Source organism: Agarivorans sp. QJM3NY_25 (assembly GCF_050870875.2).
Taxonomy (GTDB): Bacteria; Pseudomonadota; Gammaproteobacteria; order Enterobacterales; family Celerinatantimonadaceae; genus Agarivorans.
The window spans coordinates 3,126,874-3,152,878 of the sequence record NZ_CP194041.2; the positions used below are offsets into that span (position 1 = coordinate 3,126,874).

Sequence of the window (26,005 nt, forward strand, 5' to 3'; positions counted from 1 at the left end):
ACCAACTTTAACCACAAGCCATACTGGGTATGTCATTCCATTTTATGAGCAAATTGTGCTTACCAAATTTTGTCGAGGTCTTTGGCATATAACAAAATAGCCGCTTGGTATTCTTGAATGGATTCACTATTTGTGGTTGAAACCAAGAGCTCAAGCAGCAATGAAATGGCCTCCTTGTGGCGACCCACATTGTACAAACACATGGCATAAAAAGGCTGAGCTTCAATTGACTCTGGATATTCATTGATAACTCGCTCAAAGTAAAGTAAAGCTTCGGCATAAGCACCGAGACTTCTATAAGTACTTGCGAGACCAAATAAGCAATCAAAGCATTCGGATGCAGAAAGTGGACCCAATAAGGCTAATTTATAATGCCGAATTGCCGCTTGTTCTTTGCCTTGATTGTCGTACGACCACGCAATTTGCAAGTGAGCTTTGGCCGCGAATGTCCGATCCTTAAGCAGACTTTCGAGCAAAGATCGAGATTCTTGGTACAGACCGTCCTTACGCAAAGCAATCGCCCGATTGATTACTGTTTCCATAAATACTTAAACACTTATAAGTTATCAAACAATGGCGCATAACAGACGCAGTTTGCGACCTTTGTTTTATACAAAAAGCCCCCTTACTACATACAATGCTGTAAGGGGGGTGACAGCTTTAGCTAAATACAGGTTCATCGTCATGTAATTTTAGCCACGCGGCTTTGTCGGTCGTGTACACCTGAATTTGCGGTGCCAGCGCTTCTGAATAGTGATCAATTGAGCCGAGAGGCAGCACAAAGTCTTCTGGGAAATGCTTACCATTAACCAAATATGCAGAACAACCGCAATTAGAACAAAATGCCTTACTGGATAACTCTGTGGCATTATATTTAGCGATATATTCATGACCTTTAATCACTTCGAACTGCGCCTGAGGCACAACAATCCATGTACTGTAATCAGAGCCCTGCAATTTCCGACAACTATTACAATGACATTTAACCACCGTTTTAATCGGTAATTCAAACGCCCATTGTACTGAATTACAATGACAACTACCGTTGATTTGACTCATTTAATACTCCAAAGTTTGTGAGCAGATATGTTCAGGAAAAATACTTTCGAGAAGCGGTAATCAATTAAAGCACAAAACCACAATAGGGCGACGGCAAGAAGATCTCTCAATCTCAAACATCTTCGGTGGCCAGTAAATCATATTCACTTACCTGACAAACCTTCGGGACAAGATCGACGCATACAGTCCTGCAACCAAGCTAAAAACTGAGCCTCATCTTCTACAAGTTCATTGCGACAACTAAGCAAAATATAGTGATGCCCTGACAAAATAAAACCCAAAGGAGCAATTAAACGACCGCAAGCTAAATCATCGGCCACTAACGGATAAGAGCCCATTGCAGCCCCAAGACCATCGGCAGCAGCTTGCAAGCAAAAATAAAAATGTTCGAAGGTCTTTTCAAACGGATGAACTGGCAGTATATGGCAAGAGTGTTGTGACCAATCCTGCCATGCACTGGCTCTCGTTTCGGAGTGTAATAAAGTCATCTTGGTAAGATCTGCTTGTACTTTATCCCAGTAAGCCGCAGACATCACCGGCCCAACCCATTCCTCGACTAAGGGGTGAACACCATAATCTTCGGGGATATCAAAATCATCACGCCGGATCGCCATCGATAGGCCATTCTCATTTAAGGCAATAGAGCCACCAGCGGTAGAGAGCCGGACATCAATCCCTGAGCTTTGGTGAAACTGCGATAGCCTCGGCATTAACCAACGCATGGTTAAGGTTGGCTCACAGGACACTTCAAGATGATGCTCATCCATACTAATCACTTGCTTGGCGCCATTGTCAAGCGCATCAAACGCCACATCAGTATAGTGTTTCAGAACTTTTCCTTGCGCTGTGAGCTGCATTCGTCGCCCTTGCTTGATAAATAAAGGCTTTTGTAAATGCTGTTCCAACACTTTGATCTGTTTACTAATGGCACCATGGGTTAAGTAGAGTTTTTTAGCGGCTTCACTATAACTGGTCGACTGAGCGGCGATATGAAAAACATGAAACGCCTTTAAATGCCTCATAGGTGAGTATTTCTCACAGTTGTTGTGACGTATTTTCGATTATATATAAACTAAAAATAGATACAATAAATTCAAATCCTCAACCTATCAGGGAAGTTATGGAGTTTTTGAGTTTAGCAGTTTTTGGTTTTCTTATTGTTGTTAGTCCCGGTTCTGACTTTGTTTTAGTGCTTAAAAATAGCATGGCTAAGGGCCGAGCTGCCGGTATGCTCACCGCGCTTGGCATAGCGCTCAGTATCTGCGTACATAGCAGCTATTCTATATTCGGGATTAGTCACCTAATCTCACAAAATATTTTTCTGTTTAACGCCATCAAATATATAGGCGCGCTCTACCTTATCTACTTGGGGATCTGTGGCTTATTCGCTTCAAAAACCCAAATCAGTGAGCAACATGCAAAACACCCCCATCAAACTGCTGGCAAATATGTGATGCAGGGTTTTTTATGTAACTTACTAAACCCAAAAACGATGCTGTTTTTTCTCAGCGTATTTAGCCAACTGCTCACTACAGACAACAGTAAGCTCAGCTTCGTTATCGCTTATGGCCTATACATTGCCTTGCTCCATGGGATTTGGTTTAGCTTGCTGTCGTTTGTTGTCACCAGCAAAGGGAGCTCAAATATTTTTCAACGCTTTGGGCAGCGGATCAATCAACTGTGCGGTGCTGGTTTAGTTTCTTTTGGCGCAGCACTATTAGCCAGTAAACAGTTGTAACCGCATATTTTGGCAACAGGATAACAAAAAACTTGTCTCATTTACTCTCTCGAGGGCGATTTGAATGCAAGCTAAAAAACCTTGAATAATCACCAGCAGTATCCACTGGATGAGTCGAATATCGACCATCCAGTGGATACTTTATAAAGCAACAAAGTCAAATTATTTCGCCGGATGCTGCAAGCAATCGGCTATTTTACGCCAAAAAGATCGGCCTTAATGATATACAAGTGGTTGTGATCAACCGTGTTGGCATCGAGATGTTTTTGTTCTAACTTCCCCTTCGTTGACCAAGTCGCGAAGTCATCATCATTCAGCACCCCCAAATGCTGTTGATCAATCACCCACAAGCCTTCCATCTTGTCATGTGGATAGGCAACGGCTTGTACCATATCCACCACCAAGGTTTTCGTCACCGGCTTAATCCCGTGCTTAGCCAAGCCATCCCAGCCATATTTAACGCTGTACTGCTCCAGCGTTAAACCGTCAATCAGTAATCCAAGGCTGGGATCGCGGGTCACTGAAGCCGATAAAGGCACTTGAGAAAGCGGCGTCCCGCTGTGAAGATCGATGCGATACACTTGTTTCTGCACTTTGGGGTTGGCTTTACTAGCCCCCTTAGGCCCGCCCAGCAAAAAACCACCATCACGTTCTATCACTAGAAAATCATGGCTGGTCAAAGCCGCCAACTCAGAATTTGAGTTTTGCTTTTTCTGCTGACGATATAAATACTGTTCAGTTTTGCCATTAGCTAAGGCAATACTCACGATACGAGTCAAATCGCCTTTTTGTGCCGCTTTATCAGGATTTTTCATGGTGGACTGCATGATCCCCACCAAGGTGCTTTGGTCTGGCGTAATTGCTAAACCTTCCATACCTCGATTGGCACGTCGATGCTGAAACACCGCAGGCAAGTGGTAAGTCGCCCGCTTGTCGTTTTGAAACGCATTCATCCGTTCAAGTTCCACCCCATTGGCATCAAAATGAACCAGATGTGGGCCATATTCATCGCTCACCCAGAAAGTACCATCGCGCAAGGCTGCTAAACCTTCCCCATCTAAACCAAAATCATCCAGCTTAATTGGATTACGCTGCGCGTCATAAGGCCGATTGTCATTCACCAACACTGGCTTGCCATTGGCATGATAAGGCGTTTCACCTGTTCCCCCCAAAGCCGAGCTATTGGGTAAACCTGAAATAAGGCTGCCATCTGGCCGTTTTAGCAAAATAGTTTTTAAGAGGCTGATCTCGCCATTCTCAGCCACTTCAAATAAGCCGATCCGCGGCGTGTAACTAGCCGTTGGAAAGCTCTTCCCTTTCCCGTAATCACCACTGTAATTCGCGTTCGGACCTCGGTCGGTCAGTGCGTAAAACTGATTCGCTTGATTTGGATTGCCGGTCATGGCTGAGCCAAAACCACCATTACGAATTTCCAAGGGTAAACTGGTTTTAGCGTCGATAAGATCATCTCGCAATACCGTGTAAGGTAGACGACTCCCCTGCTGAGGAAAACTATCTACAAAACCGGTCGCTGTAGTTGGCGCTGTAGTTGCTGAATGGGTACAAGCAACTAAAAGGCTCGCTGAAATGATTCCTGCTAAGCAGGCTTGATTGCTCATGGTCGTTCCCTTTACTGTTAAAACTGCCGTGTTTGGTGACTCTTTCCCTAGCCTAATCAACGGCTATGACATTTTAATGACCACTCAACGATGCCGTTGTGCGGAAACCTTTCGAAGCCCCGCTGCTCTTGTTGTGACAAAAATACCTACCCAAGCTACAGCACGATAAAAATGGTTCATCAAAATCATCAAACTTTTGTATGAACTCACTCGGATAAAATTTGCATGAATGGAACCGCGAGTCCCATCAGCGCAAAAAAGACCGCAAAATGTGTGACCGCCAACCGCCAGAAAAGCAATGTGTGAGCTCAATCGTAGATCCGCTCCCAACAATGCAAGCCCCCTTCCCGCTGACGCTATTTGTTCCAATTCTCTTCGGCGTAAAGTCTGCCTCAAGTTCATTGCGACAGAGATAGAAGTCATGCTCAGTAAACAAACTCTTAGCCCCCAACAAGCCATCGCACATATCCAAGATGGGATGACGGTGATGGTTGGCGGGTTTATGACGGTTGGTACGCCAGAGAAGTTGATCGATGCCCTGGTAGAAAAAAATATCACCAATCTTACCGTTATTTGTAACGACGCAGGTCTACCAGACAAAGGCGTCGGCAAACTCATTAAAAATGGTCAAGTAAGTAAGTTAATTGCATCCCATATCGGCTTAAATCGAATTGCCGGTGAAAAAATGAATAGTGGAGAAATGCAGGTTGAGTTAATCCCACAAGGCACCTTAGCCGAGCAAATTCGCGCAGGGGGAGCTGGTCTTGGTGGAGTCTTAACCAAAACAGGGCTCAATACTCTGGTCGAAGACGCGAAACAACAAGTCACAGTGGCAGGTCAACGCTACCTAATTGAAGAACCACTTAAAGCAGATGTTTCACTAATTCGTACCCATCTGAGCGACCCATACGGCAACTCCAGCTTCAACAAAACCGCCGCCAATTTTAATCCTGTGATGGCAACCGCTGGCGAACTGGTTCTGGTAGAGCCTGAGCAAATCATCGATTACGACCATGTCGAACCAGCGTTATTTACCCTGCCGTCGGTTCTTGTCGATTTCATCGTGGAGTAAACAATATGTCAATTAAAAACCTCATCGCTAAACGCGTCGCTGAAGAACTCAATATTGGAGACCTGGTGAATCTTGGGATTGGCATGCCCACTCTGGTGGCAGATTTTGTGGCACCTGAAAAACACGTCATCTTTCAATCAGAGAATGGCATGGTCGGTCTGGATTCGACGGCTATAGCGGGGCAAGAAGACTGGGACCTCACCAATGCGGGCGGCCAAGCCGCGACGGCTTGCCACGGTGCGGCTTATTTTGATTCGAGCCTATCGTTTGCGCTGATCCGTGGAGGACACGTAGACGCAACCGTTCTTGGCGCCATGGAAGTCGACCGACATGGCAATCTCGCTAACTACATGATCCCCGGAAAAATGGTGGCCGGAATGGGCGGTGCAATGGATCTGGTGAACGGGGCCAAGAAAGTCATCATCATGATGACTCATTGCAATAAAAACGGTGAGCCCAAAATTCTTAATCAATGCACCCTGCCACTCACAGCAAGCCATTGTGTCGACCTCATCGTTACCGAGCTAGCGGTGATTAAACCCACGAAAGCGGGCTTGTTACTGCTAGAAATTGCCTATAACACCAGCGTTGAAGAAGTGATTCAAAAAACCGGAACCGAACTGGTGATCGCTGGATCTATCAAGCTATTTGGAGAAGAAAAATGAAGCTATCGCAATTGGAAACACTAAACCAATACCAACCGCCCAAGCATTTCAATGTGTCCTGTTTAAAAGTTCAGGGCGAAGACACAGGCCTCACAAAGTTCTGGCAAGGCTTGTCGACTTTTAAGGCCGATGGAGGAGCCGACTGGCAATACGGAGAAGGCACATTTGGCGCTGGCACCGAGAAAAGTTACTTCGTTATCGAGGGTCAAATTACCGTCGAAAATGAAGCTGGCCAGAGCTATGTAGTCAATCGTTTCGAATCCATTAGCTTGCAGCCAAATGAAAAACGAAAAATGTGGAATAGCAGCAATACCGATGCGGTGGTTTTAGTCACGGTCTCAGCATAAGTAAACGATTTAAATCAAATAACGAGGAAATAAAAATGGTGATGACATCAAGTTGGAGCGACGAATTCGCCCGTAAATGTTTTGACCTACAAGACAAAGTTGTGGTGATTACCGGCGGCAACGGCACCCTAGGGGCAGCCTATGCTCAGGCATTTGCACTACACGGTGCCAAAACAATCGTCACGGCACGTCGTATGGAAACTCTAGAAGAGACGGTGCGCAGTGTTGCTCAAGTAGGTGGGGAATGTACAGCGATTTGTGGCGATGTAACCAGTGTTGAGGCACAACAGGCAATTGTGAAACAAGTACATGAAACCTATGGGCGCATCGACATTCTGGTTAATAACGCTGGTATGGCCTTTCGTGCCCCGGCAGAAGAAATACCCGTCGACAAGTTTAACCAAGTATTAAACGTTAATGTCACTGGCACCTTAGTGCCCTGCCAAGTGTTTGGTCAATACTTCATGCAGCAAGGCCATGGCAAAATTGTGAATACCTCAAGTGTACGTGGATTCTGTGGCCACCCCGACGGTTATGCTGCCTATGCAGCATCCAAGGCAGCTGTTGATTCGCTGACCAAACAACTTGCTACCGAATGGGCAATCAAAGGCGCTAAACAAGACTTCTCCATCAATGTGAATGCAATAGCGCCCACTCTGATCAAATCACCACTCACCCAAGAAATTTGTGAAGATCCCGATCGCATCGCGCCATTTCTTGCTCGATTGCCTATGGGGCGTGTCGCCGAAACAAAAGACATGATCGGCTTGGTGTTATTCCTCTCTTCTGCTGGTGCGAATTTTATTAACGGCCAAATCATCTACGTCGATGGCGGCTGTACCGCAGGTTAAGCAATCAATAAGAGAAAACATAAATGAATAGTTTAGATATCAAAAACATCACCATTGTGGGTGGTTCGGGAATGATGGGAGTGGGTATCGCTCAAATATTTTCCGGCGGTGGTCGTAACGTCACCATCAAGACCCGCAATGTTTCAAACTGTACCGCTATTGAGGATATGTCAGCTCAACTGGATATGTTTGTTCGCGAAGGCCTGCTCGATGAGAGCAAAAAGGATGGCATTCTCGATCGCGTATCAGTGACTGCTGATGCCATTGAAGCCTATGCAGATGCCGATTTAATCTTCGAATCGGTACCAGAGGTCATGGAAATCAAACATGCCACTTTTAAAGAGATGGAAGAGTACGCCAAGCCCGAATGTATTTTTGCCTCTGGCACCTCGGTCAAGTCAATCACCGAAATTGCCGCTGCCGTCGAAAAGCGAGACCGGGTGATTGGTATGCACTTTTGGAATCCAGCGGTATTAATCCCACTGGTAGAGGTGATCCGTACTCAAGCAAGCCGCGATGATATTGTTAGTAGCGCGATGCATTTGTTGCAGGAGTGCGGTAAAGCCCCTGCCGAATGCAAAAAAGATGTTCCAGGATTTTTAGCCAATCGATTACAACACGCCCTATGGCGTGAAGCCTTCTACATGCTCGATCAAGGGATTGCCGATGCAAATACCATCGATGAGTGCATCAAAAATTCTTTCGGTTTTCGGCTGCCACAAATTGCACCGTTTGAAAACGCAGACATGGTCTCAACCGAACTCAGCTTGAATATTCACAACTATATCTTTGAACATCTGTATTCAGGACTTGAGCCAAGTACCAAGCTAAAGCAACTAGTTGCCGAAGGGAAACAAGGGTTCAAAACTGGAGAAGGCTTCCAGCACTGGAGTGAAGCCTCTGCTACAGAATCAAAGAATCGACTATTTCAATACCTGATTGATCAAACTAAATACAGACAACAAAACGCCTAATTTAACGGAGAAACAAGATGTCCAACCATAACTTTTTTAAGGGTAAAACCATTGTTGATTTGTCTCACCCAATTGGCAACCAATCACCACAGTGGCCTTATTTTCCTCAGCCAGAAGTCTCTCGAGCACACGGCTTAGCAAAATCAGGGGTTCTGACCCAGTATTTTAAAATGCCAATGCACTGCGGTACCCACGCAGACTCCCCCCGTCATGTGATTGAAACTGAGTTTGATGGTCGGCGAGCTCGCTATACCCATGAAATGGAACTCAGTGCCTATTGCGGCGACGCCGTATGCCTGGACCTTTCTCACCTTGAGCAATGGACCCTGATCAAAGCCGAACATCTAGATGAAGCATTGGCTAAGACCGGCGTCACGCATCAAGAGCTACAAGGAATGATTGTCATCATATATACCGGCATGGCTCAGAAATGGGACGACAGCAAACAATACTACCATTATGCCACTGGCGTCGGTGCATCAGTGGGCCACTGGTGTGTACGCCACGACATTAAAGCGCTGGGAGTTGACCAACAAGCCCTTGACCACCCACTGCATACCTCTATTGCAGAGAAGTGCGCCGGACATCTTTCAATGAATCTGGAAGGCTATTCCGGTTTACCACTCAAAGAAGAATATATTGCCAAATTTGGAATTGAGGAATACGCCCACTTTGATCGTGAGCTGTATAAAGAAATCCATGGCGAAGCTGCATACCAAGATCTGTATGGCTTAGTTGAATCGAAAGGCCTGTGCAACGGTGTATGGGAACCCTGCCATAAATTATTACTAGGCAACGGTAAAGTTGGCTGGGAAAACGTTGGCGGTAATGTGGCAAAAATTGCAGGCAAACGCTGCACCATTATTGGCACACCGTTAAACCTTTACTGCGGTGACGGTTCGATGACTCGCCTGATGGCCATCATTGATGACAACCAAGTCAATCCAGTTGCCGATCGTGTCTATCCATTTGGCGATCACTAATATCGAGTTTGATCCCTCTGCTCAGGGGATGAGCAATGCGCTCTTGCCTAGAGTGAGGTAGCAATGGGATCTTTTTTTGAGGTTACAAATATGAAAGATGTAGTCATTGTAAGTGCCAAACGCACTGCAATTGGTAGCTATCTCGGTGCATTTGTGAATGTATCGGCGATAGAACTTGGCACTGTCGCGGTCAAAGCGGCGATTGAAGCGGCAGGCATACGACCTGAGCAAGTTGACCATGTGGTTTTAGGAAATGTGCTTTCTGCAGGCCTAGGACAAAATCCGGCTCGGCAAGTCGCCAAATTAGCTGGGATCCCCGATGAAAAAACTGCCAGTCTCGTGTCAATGGTCTGTGGTTCGGGTTTAAAAGCAGTGATGGAAGCAGCCAATCAAATTCGTACTGGTGAGGTCGATATAGTGGTTGCTGGTGGAATGGAGTCGATGTCGAATGCTGGTCACTTATTGCAATCCCATCGTATCGGCATCAAAGCGGGCCATGCAAAGTTAACCGATACCATGCTGTGTGATGGCTTAACCGATGCATTTGGCGGATTCCATATGGGCATCACTGCCGAGAACCTTGCCAAACAGTACGATATCTCACGTGCAGAGCAAGACCGCTTCGCCCTTCAGTCGCAAAACCGAGCAGAAGCGGCAATCACATCGGGACGATTTAAAGATGAAATCGCCCCAGTCGTGATCCCTTCACGTAAAGGCGATGTGGTGGTTGATAACGATGAATTTCCACGCTTTGATTCAAGCTTAGGCAGTATTTCGAAACCGAAACCGGCCTTTATCAAAGATGGTTCCGGTACGGTTACCGCTGCAAATTCCTCGGGCTTAAACGATGGCGCAGCGGCATTAGTTCTGATGAGTAAGCAAAAAGCAGCTGAACTAAAACTACAACCTTTGGTTGAAATTGTCGCCCAAGCTTCTGCCGGTGTCGATCCTCAAACCATGGGGTATGCCCCTGTTCCTGCGAGTTCAAAAGCGCTACAAAACGCGGGTTTAAACATTCGCGACATCCAATTGGTCGAAGCAAATGAGGCCTTCGCCTCCCAAGCGCTCGCCGTAACAAGAGGTCTTGATCTTGATCCAAGCATCACCAACGTCAACGGTGGTGCCATCGCACTTGGCCATCCAATTGGTGCTTCAGGTGCTCGCATCTTGGTAACGCTGGTCAATGAACTGGTCAAGCGTAAACAAGAGCATGGCCTTGCCACCTTATGTATCGGCGGTGGCCAGGGAGTTGCCGTTATTGTGAAGCGACCTAACTAACACTCACTTCTCCACACCCAAAACAAGGTATACGAAATAGACAACATTGCTTGTTTGCTTCAGTGCACCTTGAATTTGGGTCAGGAGAACAAAATGAAGGGAAATTTAATCATGAGTTTACAAAACAAAAGAATATTAACCGTCGCGTGTACTGGTGCATGGCCGAAGAAAGAGATGTTTCCTGACGTCCCTGTGACACCACGTGAACAAGCCGACGAGATCATCGCTTGCCATGCTGCAGGGGCATCTATTGCGCATATTCATGTGCGTGATACACAGCAAAATGCATCGATGGATATCAATGCGTTTCGTGAAACCGTTCAATATATCCGAGAAGCTAAATGCGACATCGTCATCAACTTGACCACATCTGGAGGGCTGGGTCTTGAAGATGAAGTGCGTATGCTACCTTTCCAGGAATTACGCCCTGAAATCGCCACCTTTGATGCGGGCACCATGAATTGGGCTCACAGCTGTATTTTTGAAAATAATCCGGTTTTTCTAGGTAAACTCGCACAACAAATGCCTTTAGTTCAGGTCACCCCTGAAATAGAAATTTTCGACATTGGCATGATCCATAACGTGTTGTTTTATCGCAACAGCATCAACAAACAAAACCAAAAAGCCCAACAGGAAGGTCAACCGGAAGTACACAACCCATTTTTAACACCTCACTTTCAATTTGTGCTCGGAGCGCCTGGTGGCTCACCTGCCGAAGTGCACATCTTACTGCAAATGCTCGATGAAGTACGTCGTCACTGGGGAAGCAACTTCACTTGGGGCGGATTAGGTATTGGACGAGGCCATTTGCCAATTATCAACGCTTGTATTGCACTTGGCGGTCACATACGAGTCGGTATGGAAGACAACGTGTACTACCGTAAAGGCCAATTGGCAAAATCGAATGTTGAATTTGTTGAGCGCACTCAGCGCATGCTTGCCTGTAACGACTTACAAATTGCGACTCCTGATGAAGCGCGACAGATCCTTAAGTTAAACAAAGCTAACTTCCCAAGCTGGAAAAACTATTCGTCTTAAGTCACTCGATTTATACGATGCCTATTGGGGAGGTATTTTAATTAAACTCCCCATTTTTAGAGCTAGAGCTCAATAATGAACATGGATGATTAAGTACAACAGTTAAGTTCAATAAGATACGTCTAACCATTTAATAACTCGAGAACATTATGTTAGATGAAAACTTTAAAAAAGGCTGCACACACAACCAAGCAAATAACATTGACCCACAACAACTTGTAAGAATGTTATTTTTTATTGAACTAATAAATGCTGGTTCCATCACCAAAGCAGCTGAAACACTAAATATATCAACCAGTACCGGTTCGCGTTGGTTGAATGACTTAGAATTAGATCTAGGTATTAGTTTATACCAACGAAATAATCCCAATGAACGATTAACCGAAGCCGGCAATTTTCTATACAGTAAATTTTCTGAAATTACCGATGATATTAATTTAATGATCAACGAACTAACCCATTTCACCACCGAAACACGAGGCAATATACGTGTCTGTTGTACCCCAATTTATGCTGAAAATGTGGTGATGCCAATCGTCAGCGAATTTTTGGAAGATAACCCTTTGGTGAATGTGCAACTCACCGTCACGCCCCGCGGCATGGAACATTACAAAGATCACGATTTTATTATTTCGGCCATATCAGGCAACGCCAAAAGCAAAGATGCCGATCTTCTATTAGTTCGGCGAAACTTACTCACTCAAAAATTTATTACGGTAGCCTCGCCAGAGTATATTCGAAAAAATGGAGAACCATTGGTTCTTGACGAATTAAGAAATCACCGTTGCCTTTATTCTAAAGCACTGCAAAACCAAAACGTTTGGATCTATAAAGACAATAATGAGGCGGTTCCAATAAAACTAGAAAAATATGTCGAATTGTCTGACGCAAAAATGATGCTATCGGCCTGCCTACGCTCATCTGGGATTACCTACCTTCCCGAATTCATCGTCACCAGACACATTAATGAAGGACGCTTAGTTCGTTTACTCCCCGATTATGACACAGATGATTGGTTTTTAAACATTTATTATTTACCACAACGATTCATGACCCATTCAACTAAGTTATTTAAAGACTTCCTACTCTCTAGAAACAGAGAAAAAATAAATGAAATGAAGTAGCGATCACCACCCATGAAAAAACCATTCCCATGGATGAAATAAAACAATTTTATAAAAGTGATCATCTTAAAAAACTATTTATATGAATAGTTGATAATAAAAAAAACATTATAAACGTGAAACAAGGGGTAAGAAATGAATACCGTTTTAATCATGGTAATAATCTACAATGTGGTCGTTATCGGTGGCATAGGATTATACCTGAATAAACAAGAAAGACAGTCTGGTGTGGTAATGGATATGGCAAACGGCGGACGAGATGCAAATCTTGCGATGTTTTCTATAACCTTGGCCATTACTTACTTGGGCTCGGCGCATGTCTACGGTTTAATGGAAATGTCGTTTAGCGTTGGGGCTGTAGCGCTGTGGTTCAGCTTTGCGCACACCATTCTGATGTGTGTAATCTGCCTTGGCACTGGCCGCTGGGTGCGTCGCCTAGGCTGCTCTACCATTCCCGAACTGATTGGTACCATGTACGGCAAACAACTACGAACGATTACCGCTTGTGTTGGAGCAATGGTGGTGTTTGGTTTGGTGACCTTAGAAACACAAACAATGGGCATAGGTATTTCCGCCATTAGTGGTTGGTCTCTCGGCTGGTCGGCGGTTGTTGGTGCGGCAATTGGCACAGCGTATGTGATGATGGGTGGCATCAAACAAACCATGTGGGTGAACTTAGTCAATGCGGTGATCATGTATGGCTCAATCATCTTAGCTGGCTGTTACCTTACATTTGCCCTTCCTGGGGGGTGGGAAGGCGTACAGCAATACTATGTAGAACACGGTGAAACATTTAAATTAAGCATCTTTGCGACCCCCGATCTATTGTTTGGCTTTGCTTTAGCCGCGATTTTCTCTGTGGTTTTCGCTCAATCGGTTAATCAGCAAGGGATGGCAGCGGCGATGTCGGCCAAAGATGAGCGTACCATTCGTCGCTCATTATGGATAGCCGCCCCCATTAACGGGTTGTTTGGGGTGTTCCCTGTATTATGCGGTTTAGCTGCAGCCACCATTCCAGAGTTTTCCGAATTAGGACCTAAACTTGCGGGGGCAACCATGGTGGTAAAGTTACTGCCAACGTGGTTAGTGGTATTAGTACAAGCAGGATTTTTAGGAGCCTTATTATCCACCTTTGCCATGTCTGCGCTCGCACCCGCAACTATTTTTGCCAAAGATATTGTTGGTGCCAATAGTAAAAAACCACTGAGCCCGTTAAAAGAAAAGCAGATGATCCAAGCTATCATCCTGATTATTGGAATCATTTCTGCTGGACTCACTTTATTCAACCAACCCAATGTGATTAAGGCGATTACTTGGTTATTTGCTTGGTTAGTCCCGTTATTCTTTATTATCTTGGCCGGTTTGTTTTGGAAACGTAATGCTTCTGCAGCCTTTACCGTTGTCGTATGGTCTTGGGCGGTTAACTGCGCATGGTCTATTACACCGCTAAAAAACGCCATTGTTGAACTCTTCCCAGCAATGGGCGTTCTCGAAAATGCTCACTTGGTAGCCATTGTTGCCTCACTAAGCACCCTGATTTTATTTGGTTTAGTCAAACACAGCGACAAACCGCTCTTTGCCAAATCTGATGTCCCTACGATTATCGAAGGAGAAGTACTATGAATATCGCCACCACACTGACCTTAAACGCATTTTGCGTCATCATGATCATCGTGATTTGTTCGGTCACCATCACCAAAGTTTTTAACATGTTCAAGGGAGATTAAAGCATGGATCAAACGACCTATTGGATGTTAGGCGTTATCGCCGTTGGGCTTGTGTTTTACTGTTTTTCCGTCTATTTCGCCAATCAAGCTGAGTAGATTTTTCTCAAAGAGTAACCACCCGGTTACTCTTTTCTATGCCTGTCGCTCAGTTTGCCAATACTTTGAACATCTTCAGATTAATACACTTATGTTCTGTTATTTCAATTAGTTAAAAAGATAAATATTGAGCAGGACAGCACCAAATAAGCTATGCTTTGATATCTCTCCTAGCAGCACGGAATTCATTTTGAAGCAGAGTATCGTTCATATCGCCTTGGTCGTGAAAGACTATGACGAAGCCATCGATTTTTACGTCAACAAACTAAAATTTGAGTTACTCGAAGATAGCTATCAAGCCGAACAAGATAAACGTTGGGTGGTGGTTGCGCCGCCAAACTCTCAGGGAGTAAGTTTGTTACTGGCCAAAGCCTCAAAGCCGGAACAACAGGATTTTATCGGCAATCAGGCCGGTGGACGAGTATTCTTGTTTTTAAATACCGATGATTTTTGGCGAGATTATCAGCGTATGCTCGATGATGGTATTCAGTTTATACGTCAACCCAAGCAGCAAGATTATGGCTTAGTCGCTGTGTTTGAAGATCTATATGGAAACCGTTGGGATCTATTACAACTCAAACCAGATCATCCCATCGCAATACGAACCGCTTAATCGCATCGACTGGCAATGCTTTTGAGCTAAATAAAAGGGATCAGGGATGAAGAAACAAGTGTTCTGCCTACTGCCAAGCCTATGGCTACTCACTGCCTGCTCGGGTAGCGCACCCACCAATGCTTGGCGTGCATCAACAACTGCTGCAAGCCTGTCCCGATTCGCCTAACTGCGTAATCAGCCAAGCGGCAAACGATGGCAACTATATTCAGCCTTTAGTTTACCAAGGAACGATGCTGCAGGCACAACAGCGTTTACTACAGATCCTCAAAGCCGAGAAGCGTAGCCATATAGTGACTCAACAAACCAACTACCTGCGAGTAGAATTTCACTCCGCATTATTTGGCTTTGTCGATGATCTTGAGTTCTATCTGCTTGCTCAACAAAACGAACAAATCCTAATCCATGTTCGCTCCGCAGCGCGCCTCGGATATTATGATTTTGGAGTAAATCGCCAACGCATCGAACATATTCGCCGTGAATTAAGCAATCAAACAAAATAAACTGACAACAGCGTCATCATTACCGTGAAATCAACTAAATCCTTAAGTGGCTTGCAGTTTAATTAGCAATGCACACTATGACCCATGATCGCCATCAATCTATCGAGTTGTTGCTTTAGGTTTTGATCAAGTGGCCAACCCATATTAAGCCTTAAACAGTCTTGATAACGTTGCGATGCAGTAAACAGCTGGCCGACACGAATATCCAATTGAGCACCTTGAGCAAGCTTTATTAGTTTCTGAGGATCTAACCCCGGGATCTGCAACCATAATACTAAGCCTCCATCAGGAGCGGTGATGCGACTCGACGGAGGTAAATGCTGAGTCAGGTAGGCAAGGTAGTGCTGTTTTTGTTGCTGAAGCTGATAACGTACTCGCTTCATATGCTTAGCGTAATCCCCTTTGTCAATGAAATCAGCTAACGCAAATTGGAGTATGGTCGACACCCCAAAACTTCGTTCAATAAACGCCTGTCGATAACGACCAGGACGGCACCATCCAACACGAAGACTGGCTGACAAGGTTTTTGAAACCGAACCACACCAGAGCATATAACCCGACTGATCATAATAGCTGGCTGGCAGTGGCATTTGAGTTTGGTGAGACAGCTCCAAGTATATGTCATCTTCAATCATAGGGGTTTTATAATCTGCAGCAAGCCTCGCCAAGCGTTGCTTCTGCTCAACAGACATGGTGATCCCCTGCGGGTTCATATGGCTAGTACAGAACAAACCCGCTTGCACCGTCCCCTGTTGTAAATGCGCTTCTAATTGGGCTAAATCAATCCCCTCTTTGAGTGAAGGAAGCTCAACAATTTGTAGCCCCAGCACTGACAATAAGTCCAGCAAGCCGTCATAACAGGGCGAGCTTATCGCCACCGAATCGCCCGGCTGAGTACAAACTTCCAAAGCTCGGCGCACCGCATCCATACAACCGTGCGTAATCACCAACTCTTCGGCCTTCAATAGCAAGCCATTTTGAGTAAAATGTTCGGCCAAAACCTGCCTTAACATCGGCTCACCTTGTCGCGCTGGATAATCACCAAACAATGCACTAGTTTGTCGAATCGCGGCTCGAAGGCTTTTATTCACCAACTGCAGCGTACTGTCATCTATCGCCAATTGTGCTCTTCCCAAAGGACCATCTGGCACCTGCGAGCGATGCGCTTGAACTCTAGGTTTAGCCACCTTGCTCGTAAACCGTTGCCAATCTGGTTGCCGCAAATTTTGGCTTCGGGCACTCACAAAAAAGCCAGCTTGGGGACGAGCAACTAACCAGCCTAGAGCTTCCAGCTCTTGATAACAACTCACCGCGGTGGTCATACTAATGCTTTGCTGATTGGCCAACCGTCGTAGCGAGGGCATTTTCACTCCAGCGCTCAACTTGCCTGCTTCAATATCATCAATAAATTGTCGAGCGATTTGCTTATATTTTGCCATAGCCAGCCTAACTGTACCCCTTATATGATAAATAATTGTATCTGTACTTGTTTTATTCAACAAGTGACACTAGCGATAAATATCGATAAGGGATAAAGCCAGATGAAACTAAGGGATTTATTGTTAAGCCTAAGCGTGATGGCCATATGGGGATTTAATTTCTCAATGATCAAACTGGGGGTCAGCGAGATCGATCCGCTATTGGTTGCTGCAATGCGCTTCTTGTGTGCAACTTTCCCGCTGATTTTATTTATTAAAAGGCCTAAGGTTGCTTGGCGCCATTTAATTGCCTACGGCCTGGTTTTTGGCACTGGTGTCTGGGGTATGGCTTCTTGCGCCATCACCTTTGGCTTATCTTCAGGAATGGCCTCTGTGCTATTGCAAACCGATGTGCTGACTAGCGTATTCGCTGGCGTTTGGTTTTACAAAGAACGAATCTCTTCACGAATGAAGTTGGGCATTGGCATTTCCCTGCTCGGATTAATCGTATCGCTCCTCTACACCAATGGCAATGTCACACCACTCGGCATTCTATTGATCTCAATATCGGCTATTTGCTGGCCGCTCGCCGGGGTGATTATGAAACAATCGGGGACGACTGCACCTTTTGCGTTTAACATTTGGGGAATATTGTTTGCGCCACTACCACTACTCGCTTTAAGCGTGCTCATTAATGGGGTTGATGTGCTCGCAACCAGCTATCAACATTGGACCAGCAAGGCATGGTTATCGGTACTATTTCAAGCCTACCCCACTACCGTATTTGGTTATTGGGTCTGGAACAAAATGTTACTCAAATATCCTATGAGTCTTATGGCACCGTTTACGCTACTGGTCTCTGTATTTGCCTTATTTAGCGGCTACTTAGTCTATGGGGAACAACTTAATCCTACGCAATGGGTGGCTTGCAGCGCCTTCTTACTTGGGATCGCCTTGGTGGTTTACCGCGGTCCCTTGGGTATTACGATAAAATCAGCCTCAACCAAGCCATTATAAAACACAACAACATTGCCCCCCTTGTAAAAAGGGGGCCCGGAACGGCACGCTAGATTCGACAAATGGCTCTCAGCTTAACCATGATCTGGTATCAGTTTTCAGCTCCTTCATTAAATAAAAAAGTATAGGATATATAAGTCATTAGCTTATGATCACACTAACAAATTAGTGGATTAGACATGTCATTTATCTGGTTAGAGACTACAATAACATTTGTCATATCGCAGCTTTGTTCCGCAAGACTTATTGCGTGGTTGAGGGCACAGTACAATTAAGTTAAATTGGTAAAATTATCACTTAATTTAATTGCCAAGCGGTCGATAACTAAGTTGTTGAAAAGAATCGAAAGGAGAGTCAATTCATGTCGATAGCCCCTGTAGGCGGAGCCAATAACGCATATCTAGTGAATGCGGCCATGCAAGCAAAACAGAACAACAACATGGAATCTGCTAAACCACAGCTGTCAGTCGCCAACGATGGGCCAGCCAAGCTTGAACAAAATAAAGTTGAGACCAAGAGCAGCGATTCAGAACCTAGTACTATCACATCTTTTGGTTATGGCGTGTTAGGTATGGATAAACCTAACGAAGTAGAAGAGACAGAAGATGGTGCCTATACCGCTGGGCAAGTGCTGAAAGCCATCGGTACCGTCGGTAGCATTATCGCCATCTTGGTGTAGCAGATAAAGCATCGCGTATGAAGGCATAAAGCCACTTAAGTTTTCTTAAATAGAGCACCAAGTTAAGCGAAGTATTAACGATTAAGAGTATGCGACGACGGGACCTTAACCGCCATCAAGCACCAAAATCATATCTATTTCGCTTTTAAACAGAATTCTTGAATCACATATTTAGCATCTAAGTTCGCAAGATCAATCACTTCAATATTCTTGGTTAATTCTTCCACATCTAATATCACGGTGCAGTTTCTTCCAGCCCGTTTGGCCTCATATAAAGCCAAATCGGCACACTTAATCGAATCTTTAATATCATAATACGGGCTGAGCTGAGTCACTCCAAACGAGGCTGTCACCCCAAGCTCTCGCCCCTGATGTACAATCGACGACTCCGCCAATTTCAACCTAATTCTTTCAATCACTTGCGTCGCCTCTTCAAGCTTCATTTCAGGCATCATAAATAGAAACTCTTCACCACCAAATCGGGCGACGGTATCATGGCGTCGAATTGACTCGCGAAATAACGAAGCGGTATGTGCTAAAACCAAGTCACCAACATCATGTCCATAAGTGTCATTGAAATCTTTAAACTTATCGATATCGGCCAATACAATGCAACAATTTGAGCCGATGACACGTTGCATACGATGCTTTTCATTAGTCAGCACAATATCAAGAGTGCGTCGGTTCATTAGCTTGGTGGTGTCGTCAAACTGGTGCTTATGAATCACCGAAAACTCAAAAATCATCAGCACCATATCCACAAACTCGTTTTGAATTTGAAAGAAGCACTCTAGATCGGCAGGAGAAATTTCCCCTCGTTTAGCCAAATTACTCAACAATACTTTAGCGCAATCATGTAACTGTTGGTGAACGTCATCAATATTAAAAAATGCCTGTTGATGAAATTGCTCATCTTCCAAGACATGTTTCATCCAGCGACCAAAGGAACAATGTGAGTGCGCATCATCGGCGACAAAGTCTTGCTCGTGCATCGGTTGACGTAATACCAAGGCCATACCAATTTTATGGGACCATTTACGATGCTCTAACAGCGCATACTTAATGTCATGAGATAGAACCTCGAACTCTTCTTGGTTTATTCGTTCCAATAAGTGCTCTAGCATTATTTAGATCCCTATCAACTTTATTATCGACACCAACAACCCTAAGCTCACAATTGCGTTACTCACTAACCACTGAATGCTTCACTTTAGCAATCAGTAAGGTTTCGTATTCGGGTGTGGGATGGCGAGGCACCAATAAAGCAAACATCAGCGATAAAATCGCAATCACGGCACCACACCAAAACACCATAGAAGGTGAATATAACCAAATAAATCCTAACAAGGCGGGTAATACCACCGCTGCAATATGATTAATCGTAAAACTCACCCCAGCAGTACTCGCGATATCGGCGGGCGCTGCAATTTTTTGAAAATAACTTTTTATCGCAATCGCCATAGCAAAGAATAGATGGTCAATCACATATAACGTTGCGGCCCATTCGGCTTGCTCAACCAAGGCATAGCCTGCAAACACAAAGAATAACCCACTGTACTCTATGATGAGTGCTTTACGTTCGCCTACACGCCCAATTAAACGACCGATTTTCCCTGCAAAAAAGATATTTAAGACTTGATTGACCAAATACAACAGCGCGATATCGGATACCGAATAACCAAACTTTTCGACCATTAAAAAGCCCGCAAATACCACAAATATTTGGCGGCGCGCACCGCTCAGAAACACCAAGGTATAAAACAGCCAGTAGCGAGAACGCAAAATCAGCGTTTTATGTTGTTCGTGCTCGGCGGTGTAATGTGGAAAACGTAAAGCAATCAATAAGATCGCCAAAATTGTAAGTCCACCAAACATGGCATATAAACTGGAATAGGCAAGGTCACTATATTCCAATAAACTCCATAATAGACTATAAGCAAGCACTGCCGCCGCGCCTCGCACCGCAATTGCTTTTCCCATGAATTCGGGGGTTTCAGATTTTGGGACCCATTGTAAGGTAAGTGATTGGTTCACTGTTTCGAAATAATGAAACCCGACCGACATCAGCACCGTGGTAAAGTACAAACCGTACACACTTGGGAAAAAGCCAGTTAAGCTAATCCCAATCGCCAAGATCAATAAACTTAACAAGGCAAAGGTTTGCTCTTTAAGTAACAACAAAACAAAGATGGCGGTAAAGGATAGGAAACCAGGTACTTCACGTAAGCTTTGTAAGATCCCAATTTCGCGTCCACTAAACTGAGCCACTTCAATCGCAAAATTATTCAGTAAAACCATCCAAATGGAAAAACTAAAAGGCATTAAAAATGCCATCATTAACAACAATTGCTTTTTAGAACGATGCATATACTTCCTTGAATACAAACCAAACGGCTTGCATTAACTAACTGATTTTAGCGAGCGCTAGACGGATCCCAAACCACATAAATAAACCGCCAAGGCAACGATTAAGCCAGTCTCTAAACTGGTCACTCACCCCTACCTTGTCACGAATCACCACACTGCACCAAGCCAGTAAATGACACCAAATCATTCCATTGAGATTGAACACTAAACCCAGAACCAAAAATGCCAAGGCTTTATTGTCGGCGTTAGAGGCAATAAACTGGGGGACAAAAGCCAAGAAAAACAAGGCCACTTTAGGGTTCAAACTGTTACTTAAAAAACCCATGCGGAAAATTTTCAAATAACCGCTGTCTGGTAACGCACATTCCTTGGTGACAATATTAGCTTTGGTGAATATCATGGTTAAGCCCATCAACAATAGATAAAGACAACCAAGTATTTTTATCAGCGTAAAGGCTGTAGCTGAGCTGGCTAATATAGCAGACAAACCAAAAGCCGCAGCAAAAATGTGTACAAAAGTCCCACAACCAATTCCCAAGGCCGCCACTGATCCCGCTTTCAAGCCTTGGCTTGACGCTCGAGCCACAACATAAAGAGAATCCGGTCCGGGAAGCATATTTAGCAAAATCCCAGATCCCACAAACAACCAAAAATCGGTGATCCCTAACATGGTCGTAGAACTCTAATAGTCACCTGCACCTCAAAAAAAAATCAAGCGTAACATAACTGGTATGACAAGTGTTAATGTTAAATCTACCAGCAAAATGCGCAATTTAATTAACACGCGTAAAAACAAAGTATTATTTGAAAAAATATTTCATAAAAATTATCGAGAACCAGCTAAAACAGGAATAAAACAAATAATAAAATTGCTATATGTATCAATCTCATAGACTTAGATGTGATGTTTTATCGCTGTCGCTTATCGCTCCTCTCGTGAAGCCCGGCCATCAAGCAAGTAATATGTCTTGGCAAGCAATTGCACATCCGGCCACGCTTGAATCAAACAATTATTTAACAGCCAAAATTCAATAAGCTTTAAGCTCCGCAATCACGATGACAAGCAATGACAAATTGGCACTATCGAAGCGCATCAAAACCAAGCTGCCTTTACTTCATCTGACTCAAGTCTAATTCGACACCTTACTATACGTAGAAACGACTATACGTAGACACCCAAAAAACATAGGTTAACTATTTAAATAATTAAAGTTATTTCGCAGATAAGTATGGGGCCGACTTGTTAGTGAGCACTACATTCAGAAATGAAATCATCGCCGCAATCGACTTACTGGGAACAAGCATGTCAGAGCTGACTCACCAACAACTCAGTTTTTGCAGGCTCTTTTAGCAAAACCACGACAAGCGTTACGTGCTTAAAATACCACCCTCATATCAACATGACTCAAATCAGCACAAGCGGTAAAAAATTACCCAAGCGATTGAAAATTGAACTCATGATAGAATTTACGCGCAAAAACACCCAACTTTTATGTCCCCCAGCTAAACCAGACTCTTAACCGTTGATTTGCCTAAAACCTGAGTTTAATCATCGCCTTTTAAAAGCTTGTAAGACTAAAAACCGCCATTTAGGAAGCGATGTAAGGCTTAACTGGGAGCATAGGAGCGGTGCTTGCAGTCATCGGTGTGTCCATACATCTGTTGTTTATTTCTATTATGTTTTAGGCATTAAACCTGAACGACACCCAAAACAAATAGAAATGAGAACTACTTTTGTTTGAGTCTATTTTGATGAATAATGAGATCCCCTTTTATCATGGGTTAACCAAGTGGAACGTATTGTCATTGGTCATCAAGATGTAGAACCATTATTTCATCATCAAAGTACTGGTTTAAAATTTAAGGTTTGTAATCCCGCTGGTGCCTTGAGTTTTTACTCTAAGCACTTGTCCGACGATGTCGCATTTAGTCGCAATCAGGTCTTTTTTAAGCAATTTACTCGTATTGAAAGAAGCAGTCTGTTAGGGGCATTTTATGTGTCTATTTTCTTTATGCAAAAAGGAATATCACACTCTAAAATGCAGAGTTGGAAACACCCCGAACATTTTTTCGCGGGTAAATTTTGTTTAAGTTTTTCACCGGAATCATGTGGCTTTTCAGAGTATGCTGCTCATCAACTAAATCTCAGCTATGGGCTTCATATTAAACTACCTTATTGGCGTAATTTTGTTTTACAAGATGAGCGCTTAGGTTTGCACAAGTTGTTTCAAAATATTCTTAACCCTAGCCCTGAACCAATATTGTTGTCTGGAACGATTAACTCACATATCACGCAATTACTCACTTATTGTAATCAAACTCAAGATCTTACTCGTGACCATGATGAACTGATTCAAGACTTGCTTAGTGCTGTATTAGATGAGATTGCAATTCGCTATTGTATCGATGAAAGTCGACTTGTGCTTAATTCACAGGACATACAAAAATTACAAATGGTGAAATACATATTAGAGCAAGAAATGCAGGAGCCACCTTCATTAAAAAACTTAGCTCATCGTGTTGGCTTAAATGACTTTAAACTTAAAAAAGGTTTCAAAACCATCACCCAACAAACGGTTGGTCAGTATTTACTTAGTCTGAGAATGCGCAAAGCAGCGCGCCTTATGCTCGAATCTAATCACCCCATTATTGATATCGCGGGACAAGTTGGATGCAACAATCATGGGCATTTTTCAGTGGCTTTTAAAAAATACTTTGGTCAAAGCCCTCGGTCTTATCGCGCTTAAACGTGGTCGATTGAGAATAGAGTATCATTCCCCCTCCGATAATCCCTTTTTGAGTAGTTCGGTCTTCTGCCCTTGTTTACCATTTAATTCGATTAAATCAATTTCGAGGTAGACTGTGAATAAACAAATCAAACTTTTCCCTTTATTGTTAGCTAGCATGCTATGCGCCGCGACCATGCAAATTTTTGCCGTGGTGATCGGCCCTATCAGTCGAGCGCTGTCTATGCCTGAGTGGCAAAGCGGCCTGATGGTCACAATGGCCGGTTTTGTTTGGTTAATGACTTCGCGAGCATGGGGAATAAAAAGTGATCGTTTAGGCCGAAAGAAAATTCTACTCTGGGGCTCTTTAGGTTTAACTCTAAGTTACCTTGGTTTGGCCATTTTTACGGAATATTCGTTGCAAAATCACAACGAAATTTGGGTGATGTTACTGATTTTTATTGTATTAAGAGGCATGATGGGGGGATTTTTTGCAGCCATTCCGGTTGCGAATAGCGCACTCATCGCCGATCACTATGAACCAGCAACTCGAGGGCCCAAAATGGCATTGCTGGGTGCATCCAACGGCTTTGGTTTGGTTCTTGGCCCACTCATGGCGAGTTTTATTGTTGGCGATGGTTTAACTCACCCCTTATTTCTCGGTGGGTTTCTAGCAATGTTAGCCTTACTCATCGTTTATTTTGGCCTCCCTCAGACACAAGTGATAAGCGCAGCCCCCAAAGCGACCGTTCGCTTGTTTGATCCTCGTTTACGCTTACCCATGTTAAGTGCATTTATTAGTATGAGTTGTGTGATCACTTGCCAAATCGTAGTGGGATTCTTTTGTCTTGATGTGTTGCACCTAGACAATCAATCTGCGGCTAAAGTATCGGCACAAGCGATGGCCTCTGTAGGAGTTGCACTTATATTCACCCAAATAGTCATTACAAAGTTAGTTTATATTCAGCCGAAAACGTGGTTAAGCACTGGGACATTAATCGCTGCGATAGCCATGGTATTGATGTTTTGGGTCTCGACTCCCATTCACCTTATGGCCGTGTATGCCCTTATTGCAGTGGGGCTAGGCATGGTATTTCCTTCTATACAAACTTTAGCGGCTAATGCGGTGACGAATTCAGAGCAAGGGGTTGCGGCAGGAAGCCTAGGTGCGGCGCAAGCGATGGGGACTTGCCTTGCGCCACTCGCTGCGACTCTCATTTATACACTCTCTCCTTCTCTGCCCTATTTGCTATTTGGCTTGAGCTTAGCGGTATTAAGTGTGTTTTCGTTTTATTCCGCAACAGATACTTCTGCAAAGGAGATGTTAGAAAATTAATGACGAATCGTTCATCCATCCCTTTCATTCGCTTTTCTTCGCGACTCAAAACGCAAAATGATGGCTATATTTTTAGTAAACCGTGCCAGCTGCTATACGCTGGCTTCGATTGACCAATGATACAGCCGACCAAATCCCTACTCGATGAGAACAGCCAGCGCTCACTAAATCAGGATGGATGATTCATGGTTTTACGATGCTGGGGAGAGTCTAGCTTTCAAGCTATCTGAACAGGCATCATGAATTCTTAATAAAGAGGGTTTCGCTAATTGCCATATTGCGGCTCAGTTAATCTTCAATGACTCTGAATTATCGGGTGATTACTGAAACTCATCACCTTGGTTTGCGAGCGTTTTACGACCACACTTCTGGCAAACCAAATAACGGTCTATGAGATCCAGTGAAGCACCAACAGGGCTGGCTTGGCCAGCAAAAAAACCTTCGATAAAGGCTTTTATTTGTTCTTTTTTAGTCGTGCCATATTTGGAAGGTTTTTGTTTAAGTAACGGTTGATGCTCAGTTTGTTCACCACATGCCTGACAAAATTGGGTTAACATCTATACACTCCTAGCAGCATATCCCCCCTTAAGCTATGAACGGACATTCATAGCAAAGGCGCAAACCACCGAGGGGAACCAATGATTAATTATGAATTAGAAGCTCATGACAGATAAAAAGCAAGATAATACCTTTAATCATCAAATACATAGAATTTTTTATAGGTTTGCTCATCCCCTCAAGCGCAAGCAATAAGGCGCTCACATCACTAGGGTCA

At 44.1% G+C, this 26,005-nt stretch carries 26 protein-coding genes; 17 read left to right on the plus strand and 9 right to left on the minus strand.

Going from position 1 to position 26,005, the window contains the following annotated elements; all coding sequences use genetic code 11:
• Nucleotides 1–59: 59 nt before the first annotated feature.
• The 3 genes from ACRRSW_RS14265 to ACRRSW_RS14275 form a co-directional block, all read right to left on the minus strand.
• Nucleotides 60–542, minus strand: coding sequence for a tetratricopeptide repeat protein (locus ACRRSW_RS14265; protein ID WP_432459675.1), 483 nt, complete (start codon nt 540–542; stop codon nt 60–62).
• 118 nt (nt 543–660) lie between these two features.
• Nucleotides 661–1,059 carry a GFA family protein gene (locus ACRRSW_RS14270; RefSeq protein ID WP_432459677.1) on the minus strand — a complete coding sequence of 133 codons (399 nt, stop codon included), beginning with the start codon at nt 1,057–1,059 and terminating at the stop codon, nt 661–663.
• Nucleotides 1,060–1,202: 143 nt separating this feature from the next.
• Complete coding sequence (locus ACRRSW_RS14275; RefSeq protein ID WP_432459678.1) at nt 1,203–2,081, minus strand: LysR family transcriptional regulator; 879 nt, start codon at nt 2,079–2,081, stop codon at nt 1,203–1,205.
• 98 nt (nt 2,082–2,179) lie between these two features.
• On the opposite strand from ACRRSW_RS14275, the gene ACRRSW_RS14280 reads away from it, so the two are divergent.
• The gene (locus tag ACRRSW_RS14280; RefSeq protein WP_432459679.1) at nt 2,180–2,797 is read left to right on the plus strand and encodes a LysE family translocator; all 618 of its coding nucleotides are present in this window, start codon (nt 2,180–2,182) and stop codon (nt 2,795–2,797) included.
• A 191-nt stretch (nt 2,798–2,988) separates the two neighbouring features.
• Here the strand turns inward: ACRRSW_RS14280 and ACRRSW_RS14285 are convergent, their stop codons facing one another.
• Entirely contained in the window at nt 2,989–4,416 is a 1,428-nt protein-coding gene (locus ACRRSW_RS14285; protein WP_432459680.1) for an esterase-like activity of phytase family protein, read from the minus strand.
• A 421-nt stretch (nt 4,417–4,837) separates the two neighbouring features.
• Here ACRRSW_RS14285 and ACRRSW_RS14290 point away from each other — a divergent pair, with 421 nt between their 5' ends.
• From ACRRSW_RS14290 to ACRRSW_RS14345, 12 genes are all read left to right on the plus strand, one after another.
• On the plus strand, nt 4,838–5,488 hold the full coding sequence (locus ACRRSW_RS14290; RefSeq protein ID WP_432452551.1) for a CoA transferase subunit A: 651 nt from the start codon (nt 4,838–4,840) through the stop codon (nt 5,486–5,488).
• A 5-nt stretch (nt 5,489–5,493) separates the two neighbouring features.
• Nucleotides 5,494–6,153, plus strand: a complete 660-nt coding sequence (locus ACRRSW_RS14295) for a 3-oxoacid CoA-transferase subunit B (protein ID WP_432452550.1) — start codon at nt 5,494–5,496, stop codon at nt 6,151–6,153.
• Nucleotides 6,150–6,500: a cupin domain-containing protein gene (locus ACRRSW_RS14300; RefSeq protein WP_432452549.1), complete on the plus strand. Its 351-nt coding sequence runs from the start codon at nt 6,150–6,152 to the stop codon at nt 6,498–6,500. Before ACRRSW_RS14295 ends, ACRRSW_RS14300 begins: the two co-directional genes overlap by 4 nt.
• A 35-nt stretch (nt 6,501–6,535) precedes the next feature.
• Entirely contained in the window at nt 6,536–7,351 is an 816-nt protein-coding gene (locus ACRRSW_RS14305) for an SDR family NAD(P)-dependent oxidoreductase (protein ID WP_432452548.1), read from the plus strand.
• A gap of 23 nt (nt 7,352–7,374) precedes the next feature.
• Complete coding sequence (locus tag ACRRSW_RS14310; protein WP_432452547.1) at nt 7,375–8,325, plus strand: 3-hydroxyacyl-CoA dehydrogenase family protein; 951 nt, start codon at nt 7,375–7,377, stop codon at nt 8,323–8,325.
• A 17-nt stretch (nt 8,326–8,342) separates the two neighbouring features.
• A complete protein-coding gene (locus ACRRSW_RS14315) occupies nt 8,343–9,308 on the plus strand; it encodes a cyclase family protein (RefSeq protein ID WP_432452546.1) in 966 nt (321 codons plus the stop codon).
• A 90-nt stretch (nt 9,309–9,398) separates the two neighbouring features.
• Nucleotides 9,399–10,586 carry an acetyl-CoA C-acetyltransferase gene (locus ACRRSW_RS14320; protein ID WP_432459681.1) on the plus strand — a complete coding sequence of 396 codons (1,188 nt, stop codon included), beginning with the start codon at nt 9,399–9,401 and terminating at the stop codon, nt 10,584–10,586.
• Nucleotides 10,587–10,679: 93 nt separating this feature from the next.
• Nucleotides 10,680–11,624 carry a 3-keto-5-aminohexanoate cleavage protein gene (locus tag ACRRSW_RS14325; RefSeq protein ID WP_432452544.1) on the plus strand — a complete coding sequence of 315 codons (945 nt, stop codon included), beginning with the start codon at nt 10,680–10,682 and terminating at the stop codon, nt 11,622–11,624.
• Between the two features lie 149 nt (nt 11,625–11,773).
• On the plus strand, nt 11,774–12,748 hold the full coding sequence (locus tag ACRRSW_RS14330) for a LysR family transcriptional regulator (protein ID WP_432459682.1): 975 nt from the start codon (nt 11,774–11,776) through the stop codon (nt 12,746–12,748).
• 135 nt (nt 12,749–12,883) lie between these two features.
• The gene (locus ACRRSW_RS14335) at nt 12,884–14,371 is read left to right on the plus strand and encodes a sodium:solute symporter family protein (RefSeq protein ID WP_432452542.1); all 1,488 of its coding nucleotides are present in this window, start codon (nt 12,884–12,886) and stop codon (nt 14,369–14,371) included.
• 390 nt (nt 14,372–14,761) lie between these two features.
• Entirely contained in the window at nt 14,762–15,184 is a 423-nt protein-coding gene (locus tag ACRRSW_RS14340; RefSeq protein WP_432459683.1) for a VOC family protein, read from the plus strand.
• 119 nt (nt 15,185–15,303) lie between these two features.
• Nucleotides 15,304–15,687 (plus strand): DUF1499 domain-containing protein, encoded by a 384-nt coding sequence (locus ACRRSW_RS14345; protein ID WP_432459684.1) that lies wholly within the window; start codon nt 15,304–15,306, stop codon nt 15,685–15,687.
• Between the two features lie 62 nt (nt 15,688–15,749).
• On the opposite strand, the gene ACRRSW_RS14350 is transcribed toward ACRRSW_RS14345, so the two are convergent.
• Nucleotides 15,750–17,126, minus strand: a complete 1,377-nt coding sequence (locus ACRRSW_RS14350; protein WP_432459685.1) for a PLP-dependent aminotransferase family protein — start codon at nt 17,124–17,126, stop codon at nt 15,750–15,752.
• Between the two features lie 102 nt (nt 17,127–17,228).
• On the opposite strand from ACRRSW_RS14350, the gene ACRRSW_RS14355 reads away from it, so the two are divergent.
• On the plus strand, nt 17,229–18,122 hold the full coding sequence (locus tag ACRRSW_RS14355) for an EamA family transporter (protein WP_432459686.1): 894 nt from the start codon (nt 17,229–17,231) through the stop codon (nt 18,120–18,122).
• Nucleotides 18,123–18,483: 361 nt separating this feature from the next.
• Nucleotides 18,484–18,801: a hypothetical protein gene (locus ACRRSW_RS14360; protein WP_432452537.1), complete on the plus strand. Its 318-nt coding sequence runs from the start codon at nt 18,484–18,486 to the stop codon at nt 18,799–18,801.
• A gap of 134 nt (nt 18,802–18,935) precedes the next feature.
• On the opposite strand, the gene ACRRSW_RS14365 is transcribed toward ACRRSW_RS14360, so the two are convergent.
• From ACRRSW_RS14365 to ACRRSW_RS14375, 3 genes are read right to left on the minus strand one after another with little or no spacing between them, the layout of a single operon-like run.
• Complete coding sequence (locus tag ACRRSW_RS14365) at nt 18,936–19,925, minus strand: diguanylate cyclase (protein ID WP_432452536.1); 990 nt, start codon at nt 19,923–19,925, stop codon at nt 18,936–18,938.
• Between the two features lie 58 nt (nt 19,926–19,983).
• Nucleotides 19,984–21,168, minus strand: coding sequence for an MFS transporter (locus ACRRSW_RS14370; RefSeq protein WP_432452535.1), 1,185 nt, complete (start codon nt 21,166–21,168; stop codon nt 19,984–19,986).
• Between the two features lie 37 nt (nt 21,169–21,205).
• On the minus strand, nt 21,206–21,838 hold the full coding sequence (locus tag ACRRSW_RS14375; protein ID WP_432452534.1) for a LysE family translocator: 633 nt from the start codon (nt 21,836–21,838) through the stop codon (nt 21,206–21,208).
• A gap of 1,120 nt (nt 21,839–22,958) precedes the next feature.
• On the opposite strand from ACRRSW_RS14375, the gene ACRRSW_RS14380 reads away from it, so the two are divergent.
• Nucleotides 22,959–23,915, plus strand: coding sequence for a helix-turn-helix transcriptional regulator (locus ACRRSW_RS14380; protein WP_432452533.1), 957 nt, complete (start codon nt 22,959–22,961; stop codon nt 23,913–23,915).
• A gap of 115 nt (nt 23,916–24,030) precedes the next feature.
• Nucleotides 24,031–25,230, plus strand: coding sequence for an MFS transporter (locus tag ACRRSW_RS14385; protein ID WP_432452532.1), 1,200 nt, complete (start codon nt 24,031–24,033; stop codon nt 25,228–25,230).
• A 320-nt stretch (nt 25,231–25,550) separates the two neighbouring features.
• On the opposite strand, the gene ACRRSW_RS14390 is transcribed toward ACRRSW_RS14385, so the two are convergent.
• Nucleotides 25,551–25,787 (minus strand): hypothetical protein, encoded by a 237-nt coding sequence (locus tag ACRRSW_RS14390; protein WP_432452531.1) that lies wholly within the window; start codon nt 25,785–25,787, stop codon nt 25,551–25,553.
• Nucleotides 25,788–26,005 lie beyond the last annotated feature (218 nt).

Bases quoted from the DNA above. Each gene is read 5' to 3' on its own strand.
- ACRRSW_RS14355 (WP_432459686.1), top strand. From the start codon at position 17,229: ATGAAACTAAGGGATTTATTGTTAAGCCTAAGCGTGATGGCCATATGG.
- ACRRSW_RS14325 (WP_432452544.1), top strand. From the start codon at position 10,680: ATGAAGGGAAATTTAATCATGAGTTTACAAAACAAAAGAATATTAACC.
- ACRRSW_RS14265 (WP_432459675.1), bottom strand. From the start codon at position 542: ATGGAAACAGTAATCAATCGGGCGATTGCTTTGCGTAAGGACGGTCTG.
- ACRRSW_RS14345 (WP_432459684.1), top strand. From the start codon at position 15,304: ATGCTTGGCGTGCATCAACAACTGCTGCAAGCCTGTCCCGATTCGCCT.
- ACRRSW_RS14270 (WP_432459677.1), bottom strand. From the start codon at position 1,059: ATGAGTCAAATCAACGGTAGTTGTCATTGTAATTCAGTACAATGGGCG.
- ACRRSW_RS14330 (WP_432459682.1), top strand. From the start codon at position 11,774: ATGTTAGATGAAAACTTTAAAAAAGGCTGCACACACAACCAAGCAAAT.
- ACRRSW_RS14365 (WP_432452536.1), bottom strand. From the start codon at position 19,925: ATGCTAGAGCACTTATTGGAACGAATAAACCAAGAAGAGTTCGAGGTT.
- ACRRSW_RS14335 (WP_432452542.1), top strand. From the start codon at position 12,884: ATGAATACCGTTTTAATCATGGTAATAATCTACAATGTGGTCGTTATC.
- ACRRSW_RS14310 (WP_432452547.1), top strand. From the start codon at position 7,375: ATGAATAGTTTAGATATCAAAAACATCACCATTGTGGGTGGTTCGGGA.
- ACRRSW_RS14285 (WP_432459680.1), bottom strand. From the start codon at position 4,416: ATGAGCAATCAAGCCTGCTTAGCAGGAATCATTTCAGCGAGCCTTTTA.
- ACRRSW_RS14305 (WP_432452548.1), top strand. From the start codon at position 6,536: ATGGTGATGACATCAAGTTGGAGCGACGAATTCGCCCGTAAATGTTTT.
- ACRRSW_RS14280 (WP_432459679.1), top strand. From the start codon at position 2,180: ATGGAGTTTTTGAGTTTAGCAGTTTTTGGTTTTCTTATTGTTGTTAGT.
- ACRRSW_RS14370 (WP_432452535.1), bottom strand. From the start codon at position 21,168: ATGCATCGTTCTAAAAAGCAATTGTTGTTAATGATGGCATTTTTAATG.
- ACRRSW_RS14320 (WP_432459681.1), top strand. From the start codon at position 9,399: ATGAAAGATGTAGTCATTGTAAGTGCCAAACGCACTGCAATTGGTAGC.
- ACRRSW_RS14290 (WP_432452551.1), top strand. From the start codon at position 4,838: ATGCTCAGTAAACAAACTCTTAGCCCCCAACAAGCCATCGCACATATC.
- ACRRSW_RS14375 (WP_432452534.1), bottom strand. From the start codon at position 21,838: ATGTTAGGGATCACCGATTTTTGGTTGTTTGTGGGATCTGGGATTTTG.
- ACRRSW_RS14360 (WP_432452537.1), top strand. From the start codon at position 18,484: ATGTCGATAGCCCCTGTAGGCGGAGCCAATAACGCATATCTAGTGAAT.
- ACRRSW_RS14390 (WP_432452531.1), bottom strand. From the start codon at position 25,787: ATGTTAACCCAATTTTGTCAGGCATGTGGTGAACAAACTGAGCATCAA.
- ACRRSW_RS14295 (WP_432452550.1), top strand. From the start codon at position 5,494: ATGTCAATTAAAAACCTCATCGCTAAACGCGTCGCTGAAGAACTCAAT.
- ACRRSW_RS14350 (WP_432459685.1), bottom strand. From the start codon at position 17,126: ATGGCAAAATATAAGCAAATCGCTCGACAATTTATTGATGATATTGAA.
- ACRRSW_RS14275 (WP_432459678.1), bottom strand. From the start codon at position 2,081: ATGAGGCATTTAAAGGCGTTTCATGTTTTTCATATCGCCGCTCAGTCG.
- ACRRSW_RS14315 (WP_432452546.1), top strand. From the start codon at position 8,343: ATGTCCAACCATAACTTTTTTAAGGGTAAAACCATTGTTGATTTGTCT.
- ACRRSW_RS14300 (WP_432452549.1), top strand. From the start codon at position 6,150: ATGAAGCTATCGCAATTGGAAACACTAAACCAATACCAACCGCCCAAG.